Origin of the sequence: Ligilactobacillus sp. LYQ139 (assembly GCF_045033025.1) — a bacterium.
Taxonomy (GTDB): Bacteria; Bacillota; Bacilli; order Lactobacillales; family Lactobacillaceae; genus Ligilactobacillus.
Genome location: NZ_JBJFZW010000002.1, coordinates 174,463 through 188,096, shown reverse-complemented (window position 1 = coordinate 188,096; position 13,634 = coordinate 174,463). Strand labels below are relative to the sequence as shown.

The following is a 13,634-nucleotide window of genomic DNA, read 5'->3' as shown; positions in this document are numbered from 1 at the left end:
ACAAGCATGACCATCTACCGGGCAGTTGAATTTCAGGGAATGATTGTTTCCCGGCGTGACTACAAGGAACGGGACATGCTGGTAACAATGTATACCGACCGGTTCGGGTACCGGACCTTTTACGTGCGGGGAGCGCACAAGCGGGGTTTCCGGTTAGCCGCAGCGATCCTTCCGTTTACGTGGGGCACTTACGTTGGCAACGTCAATGATAACGGGTTATCGTACATCAATGCGGCCAAAAACTTACAGCAGTGGGCGGGGTTGTACCAGGATATTATGTTAAACGCCTATGGTACGTACCTTCTTGAGCTTGCGCGGCATGCGGTTCGGGGCGATCTGGCCCTCGCCCAGCAGTGGTTTCCCCGGATCCGGCGGGCGTTAGCTATGATCGATGATGGGCTGGACCCGCAGGTGGTAACGAACATCGTTGAAGTGCAACTGTGGCAGTGCTTTGGGGTGATGCCGCACCTTACTGATTGTGTGGTGTGCCACGAGCAAACGCCGCCGTTTGATTTTTCCTTGGAAATGGGGGGACTGTTATGTCAGCGGCACTGGGGGCGTGATCCCCAGCGGTTGCACCTTGATGCCCACACGATATATTTCTTGCGCCAGTTTACGGTGCTAAACCTTGAACGGGTTAACCAGATTGACATTCGCCCGACAACCAAGAGAAACTTGCAGTTGGTAATTGATCGGGTATATGACCACTACGTTGACTTGCAACTTCGCTCGCGGGAGTTTTTGCGTAAGATGATGGTGGCCCCGGACTTACAGGTGCGGCGAAGGGGCGCAAATTCAGATAATAGAAAATAGGCTGAGGATTTACTTCCTCAGCCTGTTTTAGAATAATGAACTACTTAAAGGAATAGCTGGCTGTTGTATACGTCTTTGAACTGGGTAGTCCGTTCTGATGACGCCTGGTGTAATCGGCCATTACGTACTTATGGTATTCGGCCATAGTGGTGAACATGTACGGCAACGTCCAGAAGAAACCAATGCCGTAGGTGATAATGCTTAAAAATAGCCATCCAACGAATGATAACATTAATCCCAATAATTCCCATTTGTGGCCGTCCATTCCTTTTTGGCTTAGGGTAATTGCTTCCCGGGCGTCATGGACGTTCCGTTATCGATGACGTCCTGAATAATGTAGAGAGACTGGGAGTAAGCTAATCCTTTGACACAGCCGGGAATAAAGAAGAGAAGGAACCACAGGATGTTAAAAATCGTGGTTAAAAGATACGTCGTAAAGAAACGCCAGCCCCGGTGGTTTATAAATTGGCTAAAGGTTGCCGTAAAAACGTTCTCTGTTTTTTTATTGTTAACAAGGTCGTATGTAGCTGCTTGAGTTCCTGTTAGAAGGAATAGTTGGGTGTAGATTATGAAGCACCAAAAGACGATTAGAGTAATTATATAGGCGACGATATAGCTATCTCCATTATTGGTATAAAAAATAAGAATAGTGGGAATTGATACGGGAATGAGTAATACTAAGAAAATAAGTGTCGCAATGTGACTTGCCATGAAAAAGAAAAAAGGTAAGTGCGCCCCAATCCCAGTTTTCGCGAAACTTTTCCTTGGCAGCGGCCTTTAAATCAGCACGTATCATTAATCAACAATTCCTTTTATGTAGTTAATTAAAACGTTAGTAATCTTATCAAATAAAGTTGGGGTGGGTCAGGGAATTCCTCTAATAAACGTTGACATTCCGCCACTTTTTTACTATTCTAGGCGGTAGAAAAGTTTAGTAACGATGGATGAGGATGAATGGTGTCAGCCGCACAGCGAGCCCTGGAAGTGTGAGGGGGTCGGTGAACCGTTCGGGGCACTTCCTGAACTAAATTAATTAAGTGCTAACGAAGATAGTTCGCTAGAAATAGGGTGGAACCGCGGTGAAAATCGTCCCTATGTGCCTGCATGGGCTCATGGATGATTGGGCCGCGGGTTAATTTTTTTAAGGAGGATGGATACAAATGACAGCGAAGTTATCCGTGCAGGATATCATCCTGACGCTGCAGCAGTTTTGGGCGGAACAGGGGTGCATGCTGATGCAGTCCTATGATACGGAGAAGGGAGCCGGGACGATGAGTCCGTACACGTTTTTACGGGCAATTGGACCGGAACCATGGAACGTTGCCTACGTGGAGCCGTCCCGGCGGCCAGCTGATGGGCGGTACGGTGAAAACCCTAACCGGTTATACCAACACCACCAGTTTCAGGTTTTAATGAAGCCATCACCACAGAATATTCAGGAGTTATACCTGCAGAGTTTACAGCGGTTAGGAATTGTAGCTACCGAGCACGATATCCGGTTTGTTGAGGATAACTGGGAGAACCCGTCAATGGGGTGTGCCGGAGTCGGCTGGGAAGTTTGGTTGGACGGAATGGAAGTTACCCAGTTTACCTATTTCCAGCAGGTTGGGGGGCTTGAAGTGAACCCGGTGGCCGTTGAGGTAACGTACGGGCTGGAGCGGTTATCATCATACATTCAGGACGTTAACTCCGTCTTTGAGCTCGAATGGGCGGACGGCGTTTTGTACGGTGATATTTTTAAGGAACCAGAATTTGAACACTCAACGTATTCGTTTGATGAAAGCGACCAGAAAATGCTGTTGAATCAGTTTGATATCTTTGAAAGGGAAGCAAAACGACTTTTAGCGTTAAATTTGGTTCATCCGGCGTATGATTACATCTTAAAGTGCAGCCACACGTTTAATTTGTTGGATGCGCGGGGAGCGGTGTCCGTTACTGAGCGGGCGGGGTATCTCGCCCGGATCCGGAATATGGCCCGGGAAGTAGCACGGGTTTTTGTTGCCGAGCGGAAGAAGCTTGGTTTCCCGTTGATTAAAGATGAGCAGCTCCGGCAACAGCTCTTAGCAGAGGAGGAGAAATAATGGCACATACGTTTTTACTTGAAATTGGGGTCGAGGAAATGCCGGCTCACGTGGTGACACCTAGCGTCCATCAGTTAGCTGACCGGATGGCGGCTTTCTTAAAGGAACAACGACTTGCTTATGACCAAATTGAACAGTTCTCAACTCCTCGCCGGTTAGCCCTCAAGGTCACCGGATTAGCTGATAAGCAGGATGACATTTCAACCGAGGCAAAGGGACCGGCCAAAAAAATTGCCCAGGATGAAGATGGTAACTGGACAAGAGCAGCAATTGGGTTTTCCCGCGGTCAAGGAATGACGCCGGATGATATCTTTTTTAAGGAATTAAAGGGGACCGAGTATGCCTACGTTAAAAAGTTTGTGGCGGGCAAACCTGCTGCGACGGTTTTGCGGGACATGGCGCCGGTTATCACTAAGATGAACTTTCCGACGATGATGCGCTGGGGAACGCAGGACTTTAAGTTTATTCGGCCGATTCGGTGGTTGGTAGCACTCCTTGATGACGCGGTTGTCCCGCTGACCATTCGGGATATTTCTGCGGGGAAAGAGTCCCAGGGACACCGTTTTCTTGGCCACCCGGTAACCATTAAGCAAGCAACGGATTACCCGGAGGTGCTTAAGGACGAGTGGGTGATTGCGGATGCGAGTGTTCGGAAGCGGATGATTACAACCCAGATTGATCAAATAGCCCAGCAACACGACTGGCAGATTAACGTTGAACCAGGTTTATTAGAGGAAGTTAATAATTTGGTTGAGTACCCGACCGTTTTTGCGGGGAACTTTGACGAAAAGTACCTTCAAGTGCCAGACGCTGTATTAATTACTTCAATGCGGGATCACCAACGGTTCTTCTATGTGACGGACCATGCTGGTAAACTGTTACCGCACTTTGTTTCCGTGCGGAACGGGAACACCGAGTACTTGGACAACGTGGTTGCCGGCAACGAAAAAGTACTGACGGCCCGGCTGGAAGACGCCAAGTTCTTCTACGAAGAGGATCAAAAGACAACAATTGCGAACTACGTTGAACAGCTTAAGAAGGTTTCGTTCCACGATAAAATTGGGACAATTTACGAGAAAATGCAGCGGGTTGATAACCTTGCCCAGCAAATTGGGCGGCGGGTTAACTTAACGACGGATGAATTAGCGTACCTACACCGGGCAGCGCAGATTTACAAGTTTGACCTGGTAACCGGGATGGTCGGTGAATTTGCTGAGCTGCAGGGGACGATGGGTGAAATTTACGCCCGGCTTCAAGGCGAGGACGAAGCCGTTGCAATGGCCATGCGGGAAGAATACATGCCAACCAGTGCGGACGGCGCCCTCCCGCAAACGAAGGTCGGTGCAGTCCTTGCGATTGCTGATAAGCTCGATAGCATCCAGGCCTTCTTTGCTGCGGGAATGCTTCCAAGTGGTTCGAATGACCCGTATGCTCTCCGGCGGCAGGCTTTGGGAATTATCCGGATTATCAAGGACCAGGGTTGGAACCTTGGGGTGGCTACTCTAGAAGGGTTTGTTGATCAGGCTGCTCAGCAGTTACCAGCACTGTACAAGACGATTCCGGCAACGGAAAACCGTCAACAGATGATTGTCTTTATGATGGACCGGATTGCGCAGCTTCTCCATGATGCTAAGTACCGCCACGATATTATTGAAACTGTCGTTGCGGGAAAGGACAACGCCTTCCCGGCTATCTTTAAGGCCGCCCAGGTTCTCAGTGACCACAGTGCGGATGCCGACTTCAAGGAAACGATTGAAGCCTTAACCCGGGTTGTTCGGTTGAGCAAGAAGGCCGGAAACTTAGCCGACTTAACGGTTGATCCAGCACTCTTTGAGAACGATTCGGAGCGGCAGTTAAACGACGCAGTTGTGGCAGTTAGCGGCGGGTTTGCCAAACAGGATGTTGCTGGAAAGTACGCGGCGTTAGCTGGCCTGAAGGACGTTATTAGTACGTACTTTGATGCTACGATGATTATGAGTGATAATGAGCAGGTTAAGAATAACCACTTAAAGCAGCTGGTGGTAATTGCGCAGTTGACTCGGACACTGGGAGATTTAACCCAGTTGATTGTGAAGTAGTGGTTCCATCATTTCAAATAGCTCAGGAGTGGACTTTTAGTCCGCTCCTTTTTATAATGATAGTTACTATAATTGGGGTTGGTGGCGGTATTAATCCGGAAAGGAGAAAATTGTGGCACGGATTCCAACAGCAGTTATTGACCGGATTCGCGATGAAGTCAACATTGTCGACGTTATTAGTAAGTACGTTCAACTCCGAAAAGAGGGGCAAAACTGGTTTGGGCTATGTCCGTTCCAGACAGAAAATACCCCGTCATTTTCAGTACGAGAGGATAAACAATTTTACTACTGCTTTTCGTGTGGCCGCTCCGGGAACGTTTTCCGGTTTGTTCAGGAAATTGAGCACTGTTCGTTTGTCGAGGCGGTCATTAAGGTCGCTGATTTTGCAAACATTCCGCTCGATGACCAGGTGCGAAATGCAGCTAATGGTGGTCAGAAAACAACTTTATCAGGGCCCGACCAGCGTCTGCGAAAAATGTATGCGGTGGCTGATGATCTCTATCACCATGTACTGGTGAATACGGCCTTAGGAGAACCGGCCCTTCAGTACGTGCACGGGCGGCACCTTGACGATGAAATTATCGAAGAGTTTCATCTTGGGTTTGCCCCGACAGCAAAGCAGAACCTGCTCGTGGAAGTTTTACACGAACAAGGCTTTAAGGATGACGAAATGCGGAAATCCGGCCTTTTTGTAACGGCACGGGACGGAAGGCTTCGGGACCGGTTTCTTGGCCGGGTGATGTTCCCCCTGCGCAATGAAAACGGCCACGTAATCGCCTTTTCCGGACGGATTTTGGAGAAAGCTCCTAACACCCCGAAGTACCTCAATTCACCGGAAACACCGCTCTTTAATAAGCGCCGGGTGCTCTTTAATCTTGATAAGGCCCGGGAAGCAATCCGGCAGGGCGGTGGAGTAATCCTGTTTGAAGGGTTTATGGACGTAATTGCCGCTTACCGCGCAGGGGTTAAAAACGGTGTCGCGTCGATGGGCACTAGTTTAACAAACGAACAGGTAGCTATTCTTCAGCGGCTAACAACGGAGATTAACGTGTGTTATGACGGTGATGAAGCAGGGCAGCGGGCAATTAACCGGGCATTAGGGCTAATGCTTCCGGTAAAGGGGCTTCATCTGGGAGTTATTATATTGCCGGCGGGCTTGGATCCTGATGAGTACCTTCAAAAATACGGGGTGGAAAAATTTCAGCGCACCTTGACAACGACCAGGGAAAGTCCGTTGGCGTTTTTCATGCGGTATTACCGGCAAGGGCGTAATCTGGCAAATGAAACGGATCAGTTAGCGTACCTACAGGATGTTTTACGCGCAATTGCTCGGGTTGATAACCAAATGGAGGTTGACTTGTACCTGGGACGATTGGCAAAGGAATTTCATCTTTCTCAGGAGCAACTTTCATTACAGTTAGCGGGAATTCGCCAGCAGACGGACGTCCAGCAAAGAGAAGAACGCCAAGAAGCACCGCACGAGTTTGCGCAACAGTACGCTGCGGCCCCCACACAACGAGAAAAGCTTTCGCGGACTGAGCGGGCGGAACGGTTATTATTACACCGAATGTTTACCGATGATGAAGTGCGGGAACGGATTTTTGAGGATTCTGATTTTGGATTTCCACATGAAGTGTATGAGGAAATCTACGTTCATTTTCAGGGGTATTTTCAGGACCGCAAGGAGTTTAACGTCGCTGATTTTCTCACGTTAGTGGATGACCAGCGACTTGCCCGGGTAATTAATGCGATTGAAATGGTGCATTATCCGGAGCCGGCGCCGGATGGGGAAGTTGACGACTGTCTGGCGGTTATTAAACATGACTACCCGATAAGGGAAAAAGTTGATAAAATAAAACAGGAGATTGCTGATGCCAAGCGGGCGAACGACCAGGATAGAATTGTGATGCTTCTTACATCGCTGGTTAAACTGCGGCAACAGGAACAAGATGAATAGGGAGGCTGTAAACTGTGGCAAAGGAGAAGAAGGATCAATTTGACAAGGTTGCCTATGAAAAGGCAATCCGGAAACTTGTCCAGAAGTACAAGAAGAGCAAGCAGATTACTTATAACCAGCTGACCGATGAACTGGCAACGCCGCTTCACCTTAATGCGACTCAGATGGATAACCTTATTATTAAGGTGGAGGACGAAGGAATTTCTGTGGTTGACGAAAACGGGAATCCAAGCGAACAAAGTTTACGGGCAGCAAATAGTGAAGCGGAGAAGGCCCGGAAAGATAAAAGTGTTTCTGCACCGTCGGGGGTTAAAATTAACGATCCGGTGCGGATGTACCTGAAGGAAATCGGGCGGGTTGACCTGCTAACAGCGGACGAAGAAAAGGAGTTAGCCCTCAAGATTGAAATGGGGGATGAGGAATCAAAGCAGCTGTTAGCTGAAGCTAATTTACGGTTGGTTGTGTCGATTGCTAAGCGTTACGTTGGGCGGGGAATGTCGTTCCTCGATCTAATCCAGGAAGGAAACATGGGGCTAATGAAGGCCGTTGAGAAGTTTGATTACCGGAAGGGATTCAAGTTTTCAACGTACGCTACCTGGTGGATTCGGCAGGCAATTACGCGGGCAATTGCTGATCAAGCCCGGACAATTCGGATTCCAGTTCACATGGTCGAAACGATTAATAAGTTGATCCGGATTCAACGACAGATGCTGCAGGATCTTGGCCGCGAGCCGATGCCAGAAGAAATTGGATATGAGATGGATATGCCAACTGAAAAGGTACGGGAAATCTTAAAGATTGCTCAGGAGCCAGTGTCGCTGGAAACCCCAATCGGGGAAGAGGATGATTCTCACCTTGGCGATTTCATTGAAGACCAGGATGCAACGAGTCCAGCTGAACATGCGGCGTATGAGCTTTTAAAGGAACAACTGGAGGATGTTTTAGATACCCTGACTGATCGGGAGGAAAACGTTTTACGGTTACGGTTTGGGCTGGATGATGGGCGAACCCGGACCCTTGAAGAGGTTGGTAAGGCCTTTGGGGTAACGCGGGAACGGATCCGGCAAATTGAAGCTAAAGCACTGCGGAAACTGCGGCATCCATCGCGGTCGAAGCAGTTACGGGACTTCTTAGATTAGTTACACAAAGGTGACCAAGAGATTCAAAACGATACAGACGAGTGGGGTAAATTACTCGGAAAAGTAAATTTTTCTAATTTTGCAGTGGAATGCGTTTGTTTTGACATTGATTATGAAAACAGTGAAGAGGCTGAGACGTTTGTCCCAGCCTCGTTCTTAAGGAGGATATTAACGTGGATGCACGGCACCTATCACGACGGTTAGCAACGGCCGCTGAATTTGTTCCTGCGGGTGCGCGGTTAGCTGATATTGGTTCGGATCACGCGTATCTCCCGGCGTTTTTGGCGCTTCAGGGCCAGATTAAGTACGCTGTTGCGGGGGAAGTTGTCCGGGGGCCGTACCAGAATGCTTGCCGGGAAATTAAACGGGAAAACCTGCAGGAAATTATTGTTCCCCGGTTGGCAGACGGGTTAGCGGCAATCAATGCGGATGATCGGATTGATACCGTGACAATTTGCGGAATGGGCGGACCATTAATCCGGAATATTTTGGATGCTGGGGTATCCCAATTACTGCAGCATCCCCGATTAATCTTACAACCTAATGTGGGGGAAAGTAACGTTCGGCGGTGGTGTATTCACCATGGCTACGGAATTGTTGCCGAACGAATCATTAGGGAGGATCACCATACCTATGAGATAATTGTAGCGGATTACGGTCAGGGGATTCGCCAGCTCAGTCCGGAAGAAGAGCTATTTGGACCGTTCTTAATGCGTGAGCACGCGAAGGCTTTCGTGGATAAGTGGGTCCGTGAGCGGACCAAACGGGAACGGATTTTATATCAGGTTCAGCAAGCGCAGGCGCCCGCTGAAGCGCGGATTACTCAGCTTCGATCCGAAATTAAGATGATTACGGAGGTTGTGGCAAATGGTAACGGTAAATGATGTTGTTGCCCCGATGGAACGGTATGCACCGGCTTGGCTAGCAGAGTCGTGGGATCATGTTGGCCTTCAACTTGGTGATAACCAGCAGGAAGTTCATAAGATGATGGTGACGTTAGACGTGCGACCAGAGACTGTGGCGGAGGCCGTTGATGCTGGGGTGGACTTGATTTATGCGCACCACCCGGCGCTGTTCCACGCTGTGAAAACCTTTGACTTATCCGTGCCGCAAAACCGGATGTACGCAACCATCCTGCAGCACGGAATTACCGTGTATGCCGCACATACAAATCTGGATAGTACGGCTAACGGGATGAATGATTGGTTATGTAGTCAACTCGGATTGACTGATATTGCTGTTCTTATCCAACCAGATGCCTCCCAGAAGGCGCAAATTAAAGCGGAGCATCGGACCGGTCGCTACGGGCTTGGGCGGCTTGGGACGTTACCGCAGCCGTTAACTGCCCGGGAATTTGCTGACTATTGTAAGGATCACTTGAACGTTCCAGGATTACGGTTAATTACGCCTGATCATAACCGGAAGATTTCTAGGGTTGCGGTACTAGGTGGAAGTGGTGCTGGTTTCTACCAGGATGCCCTTGCTCAGGGAGCAGACGCCTACGTGACGGGTGATGTGGGTTATCATACCGCGCATGACATGGTGGCGGCTGGTTTAACGGTGGTTGATCCAGGGCATCATATTGAGGTTATAAGTGCTTCGTATATGCGTCAGCTCTTTGAGAAGTGGAATCAAGAAAATGGTTGGCATATCGCTGTTATTCAGTCCAAAATTAATACCGAACCGTTTGAGTTTGTTTAGGCAGTTTTTTTAATGAGGTGATTAATAGGGGGGCAAAGTATGAGCAACTCGTTCCCTGGTTTTTAAAGTATGTTGGGACGGAAACACGGCCTGATGAAAACGCAACGACAATTCTGTCACCGCAGACACAGGCGAAGATTTCGTTTGTGGAAACCGGTAACTGCGAAGGGTGTATGGTAAATGCCATCAAACTAGCCGAGGAGTTTGATACGCATACCTGCTCATGAAGTTCCCGCCGAAACGGAGGATCGGGAAGGCTTCTTCCAGTGGGACGGTGGAGCACGTTGAAATGATCTACATTATTCGCGGCTACGATTGGCAAAAATTTGAAGAACGCAAGCAACGGGTAAAAAACATTGCGGCTAAGATGAATGCTAACTACGATGAACCGCGGATAATTGTTGATACAAAGAATCAGTACTATGACATGCGCGAAGTAATCGAAAGGGACATGACCGTCGTTAACATTACCAAGTAGGCCATGGGAAAACTCGGCATTCTGTCTGTTGTTTACCCGGTTCGGATGGTGGAACGGATGGCTTCCTCATGGAAATTCCAACGTCGAATTTGTTTGCCGGGGCGGAAAACAAGCATTCTCGGTACGAGTTTACGTCCGTTGAAGTGATGAAAAAGCTATGGTCGTAATTTTGGAGGCTGTGCGGTTAGTTGCTGGTGAGTAGCTGATTCGTAACATAAAAGTAATTTTCCGTTAGCAGAGCTAGTTCACAAGTGGGCTGGACTCTGCTTTTTCTTCCCGTGTGCTTCGAGGAGGTATGCTAGAATAACAGCAGGTTAGAAAGGGGTATGGAGATGGAAGTCCACAACGTTGAACTAACAATTAGTGCCGTGCGTCCGGAACAGTATCCGCAGGGAAATTTACCAGAAATTGCGTTGGCAGGACGATCGAACGTCGGAAAGTCCTCCTTGATTAATACGCTAATTAATCGCAAAAAACTTGCGCGAACGTCGAGCCAGCCTGGAAAAACGCAAACACTAAACTTCTATAATGTTGAAAAGCAGCTTAATTTTGTGGATGTTCCGGGATATGGTTATGCCCGGGCTTCCAAGCAGGACCGTGAAAGATGGGGAGCAATGATTGAGGAATATTTTGCCCAGCGGCAGCAGTTGGCGGGGGTAATTTCCTTGGTAGATTCCCGGCATGCGCCGACTGAATTGGATCAACAGATGATTGATTTTATTCATTACTATCAATTTCCACTGCTGGTTGTTGGTACAAAGGTTGATAAGATTCCGCGGAGTCGGCGTAATCGGAGTGAAAGTGTGATTCGTAAGACGCTACGGTTGGTGCCAGCTGACCAATTGGTGTTGTTTTCAGCGGTGGATCGAACCGGAAAAGACGATGTGTGGCGTTGGATTGAACGGCAGTGTAATTTAACCGCAACGAACGGGGGAAAATAAAATGGATTTTGATGACTACCAAAAAGCAGCAAACCGGACACTTTATGGGAACGAGCGGGTGTTAACCAACTGTGCGTTGGGTTTGGCCGGCGAAAGTGGGCAGTTAATCGAATTGATCAAGGAATACACTTTTCATGGTGACGAGCTTGACCGTGACCGGTTAATTGATGAGATGGGGGACGTTTTGTGGTACCTTTCTCAAATTGCTGAGTGGGCTAAGATTCCATTCAGTGAGGTGGCAGAACAAAACATCGATACTCTCAAGAAGCGGTATCCGCGGGGATATAAACGGGAAAATTAATTTGAAAGAAAACAGGGCTGTGACCTTCTCGTCACAGTCCCTTATTATTGTTCTATTTTGCACCGTTCTTTTTTTCTGACGTTGGTTTCTTTTTAGGCTTCCGCTCATCTTTTCCCCGCTTCTGGTCATCAGGGCCGATGGCAAATTGGTCAAATAGTTTGTCTAGGTTAGCGTCCCGGGTAATTTTTAATCCCATCGTGATTCCTCCTTTGATAATTATCAGCGTTAGCGTACCAGTTTTATAAATAAAGCGCAAACGGGAATTTTTGAACGGAATTTTATTCGCGTTATAATCAGGTGAGATTAATTATTACGAAGGGGGGTTATAGGTTTTATGGTAACCCAACACATTGAAAATAAATTAAAGCTCTTGCCAGATTTACCGGGATGTTACCTGATGAAGGATGTTAACGGGCACATTATTTACGTGGGAAAGGCTAAAAACTTAAAGAATCGGGTGCGGTCGTACTTTAAGAGTTCCCATGAAGGGAAGACAGCGCGGTTGGTCTCCCAAATTAGGGACTTTGAAACAATTATCACGTCGACCGATAAGGAAGCTTTTCTCTTGGAAATCACGCTGATCCAGAAGCATAAGCCCTACTATAACATTAAGCTTAAACAGGGAACGGGTTATCCGTACATTAAGATTACAAACGAACGGGATCCCCAGCTAAAGATTGTTAGTCAGATAAAGCGGGATGGTGGCTTCTACTTTGGACCGTACCCGAACGTTTATGCGGCTACCGAAACGCTGCACCTGCTGGAGAAGGTTTATCCGTTAAGGCACTGTTCGGGGCGTCAAGGACGGCCATGCCTGTACTACCATATGGGACAGTGCTTAGGAGCGTGTTTTAAGACCGTTCCTCCGGAAGCGTACGCGAAGAATGTCGAAAAAATTAAGAGTTTTTTGAACGGAAATGTTGGGCAAATAAAGCGGGAGCTACGGACAAAAATGGAAAAAGCGGCCGCTAACCTCGAATTCGAGCGGGCCGCGGAGCTTCGGGATCAGCTTAAGTATGTGGCGATGACGGTCGAAAAGCAAAAGATTATTTCCAACGATAATACTCCCCGGGATGTAATCGGATATTACATGGATAAGGGATGGCTATCGTTGCAAATTTTCTCAATCCGACAAGCCCGGTTAATGAAGCGGGAAAAACGACTTTTTCCGTGTGTAGATACGCCGGAAGCGGAAATGACATCGTTTATCCTTCAGTTGTACCAGCAACGTAACCGAATAAAGCCTAAGGAACTATTAGTTCCAGCCAGTTTGGATACGAAAATGTTGAGTGATTTACTCGGAATCCCGGTGCGCACTCCAGTGCGCGGACAAAAGCGTTCCCTCCTTGAAATGGCTCAGAAAAACTCCCGGTTAGTTTTGGAAGAGAAGTTTCGGTTATTAGAGCTAGATAATCGGAAGACGGTGGGTGCGATGGATGAGTTGATGGATGTTTTGCATTTACCTCATGGGCACCGGGTTGAGGCGTTTGACCACTCTCACATTCAGGGGCAGGATCCCGTTTCAGCGATGGTGTGTTTTATTGACGGGCAACCAAATAAGAAGGAATACCGGAAGTATAAGTTACGCGATGTTGACCATGCGGACGAGGCTGCTAGCACCCGGGAAGTAATTTACCGGCGGTACAGCCGGATATTAAAGGAGCACAGTGAGCTGCCGGATTTAATTCTCATGGATGGTGCGGAGACACAAATTGCGGCCGCCCAGGACGTTCTTGAAAATCAGTTGGGACTAACGATTCCAGTTGCGGGAATGGTGAAAAACACGCACCATAAAACGGCTGACCTGATGAACGGACAGTACCAGAAAGTTCAGTTGGACCCCAAAAGTGAGGCGTTTTACCTGTTACAGCGAATTCAAGACGAGGTTCACCGGTTTGCAATTACGTTTCACCGGCAACTGCGTTCCAAGAATTCGTTATCGTCTCGCTTGGAGCAGATTAAAGGGGTTGGGCCGAAGACGCGAATTAAGCTGTTAAAACAGTTTGGTTCCCTCAGACACATTGAGGAGGCTTCACTGGAAGAAATTGAAGCCCTTGGCATTTCCACAAAGGTGGCTAAGGCAGTGAAATTAAGCTTACGAAATGTTTAGTAGCTGGTTAGTGGGTGAATTTGGTATAGTAGGAC

14 protein-coding genes are annotated in these 13,634 nt (G+C 48.1%); 12 read left to right on the top strand and 2 right to left on the bottom strand.

Features of this window, described 5'->3' with window-relative positions; all coding sequences use genetic code 11:
- Positions 1-6 precede the first annotated feature (6 nt).
- Positions 7-813 carry a DNA repair protein RecO gene (recO, locus tag ACI3E1_RS03035; protein WP_405024204.1) on the top strand — a complete coding sequence of 269 codons (807 nt, stop codon included), beginning with the start codon at positions 7-9 and terminating at the stop codon, positions 811-813.
- Positions 814-853: 40 nt separating this feature from the next.
- Here the strand turns inward: recO and ACI3E1_RS03030 are convergent, their stop codons facing one another.
- Positions 854-1,099: a DUF975 family protein gene (locus tag ACI3E1_RS03030; protein WP_405024268.1), complete on the bottom strand. Its 246-nt coding sequence runs from the start codon at positions 1,097-1,099 to the stop codon at positions 854-856.
- A gap of 874 nt (positions 1,100-1,973) precedes the next feature.
- On the opposite strand from ACI3E1_RS03030, the gene glyQ reads away from it, so the two are divergent.
- From glyQ to ACI3E1_RS02980, 10 genes are all read left to right on the top strand, one after another.
- Positions 1,974-2,894, top strand: coding sequence for a glycine--tRNA ligase subunit alpha (gene glyQ / locus ACI3E1_RS03025; RefSeq protein WP_405024203.1), 921 nt, complete (start codon positions 1,974-1,976; stop codon positions 2,892-2,894).
- On the top strand, positions 2,894-4,972 hold the full coding sequence (glyS, locus tag ACI3E1_RS03020; RefSeq protein WP_405024202.1) for a glycine--tRNA ligase subunit beta: 2,079 nt from the start codon (positions 2,894-2,896) through the stop codon (positions 4,970-4,972). Before glyQ ends, glyS begins: the two co-directional genes overlap by 1 nt.
- A gap of 112 nt (positions 4,973-5,084) precedes the next feature.
- Positions 5,085-6,929 carry a DNA primase gene (gene dnaG, locus ACI3E1_RS03015; RefSeq protein WP_405024201.1) on the top strand — a complete coding sequence of 615 codons (1,845 nt, stop codon included), beginning with the start codon at positions 5,085-5,087 and terminating at the stop codon, positions 6,927-6,929.
- Positions 6,930-6,943: 14 nt separating this feature from the next.
- Positions 6,944-8,068 carry an RNA polymerase sigma factor RpoD gene (rpoD, locus tag ACI3E1_RS03010; protein ID WP_405024200.1) on the top strand — a complete coding sequence of 375 codons (1,125 nt, stop codon included), beginning with the start codon at positions 6,944-6,946 and terminating at the stop codon, positions 8,066-8,068.
- 173 nt (positions 8,069-8,241) lie between these two features.
- Positions 8,242-8,952 (top strand): tRNA (adenine(22)-N(1))-methyltransferase, encoded by a 711-nt coding sequence (locus ACI3E1_RS03005; protein WP_405024199.1) that lies wholly within the window; start codon positions 8,242-8,244, stop codon positions 8,950-8,952.
- A complete protein-coding gene (locus tag ACI3E1_RS03000; protein ID WP_405024198.1) occupies positions 8,936-9,769 on the top strand; it encodes a Nif3-like dinuclear metal center hexameric protein in 834 nt (277 codons plus the stop codon). The genes ACI3E1_RS03005 and ACI3E1_RS03000 overlap by 17 nt, the downstream gene beginning before the upstream one ends.
- 17 nt (positions 9,770-9,786) lie before the next feature.
- On the top strand, positions 9,787-9,996 hold the full coding sequence (locus tag ACI3E1_RS02995) for a hypothetical protein (protein WP_405024269.1): 210 nt from the start codon (positions 9,787-9,789) through the stop codon (positions 9,994-9,996).
- A 62-nt stretch (positions 9,997-10,058) separates the two neighbouring features.
- Positions 10,059-10,247, top strand: a complete 189-nt coding sequence (locus tag ACI3E1_RS02990) for a hypothetical protein (RefSeq protein WP_405024197.1) — start codon at positions 10,059-10,061, stop codon at positions 10,245-10,247.
- A gap of 332 nt (positions 10,248-10,579) precedes the next feature.
- Positions 10,580-11,188 carry a ribosome biogenesis GTP-binding protein YihA/YsxC gene (yihA, locus tag ACI3E1_RS02985; protein WP_405024196.1) on the top strand — a complete coding sequence of 203 codons (609 nt, stop codon included), beginning with the start codon at positions 10,580-10,582 and terminating at the stop codon, positions 11,186-11,188.
- Between the two features lies 1 nt (position 11,189).
- A complete protein-coding gene (locus ACI3E1_RS02980) occupies positions 11,190-11,489 on the top strand; it encodes a nucleoside triphosphate pyrophosphohydrolase family protein (RefSeq protein WP_405024195.1) in 300 nt (99 codons plus the stop codon).
- A gap of 52 nt (positions 11,490-11,541) precedes the next feature.
- Here ACI3E1_RS02980 and ACI3E1_RS02975 read toward each other — a convergent pair whose 3' ends face one another.
- Entirely contained in the window at positions 11,542-11,685 is a 144-nt protein-coding gene (locus tag ACI3E1_RS02975) for an SPJ_0845 family protein (RefSeq protein WP_405024194.1), read from the bottom strand.
- A gap of 138 nt (positions 11,686-11,823) precedes the next feature.
- On the opposite strand from ACI3E1_RS02975, the gene uvrC reads away from it, so the two are divergent.
- Positions 11,824-13,599, top strand: a complete 1,776-nt coding sequence (gene uvrC, locus ACI3E1_RS02970; RefSeq protein WP_405024193.1) for an excinuclease ABC subunit UvrC — start codon at positions 11,824-11,826, stop codon at positions 13,597-13,599.
- The last annotated feature ends 35 nt before the right edge of the window (positions 13,600-13,634 follow it).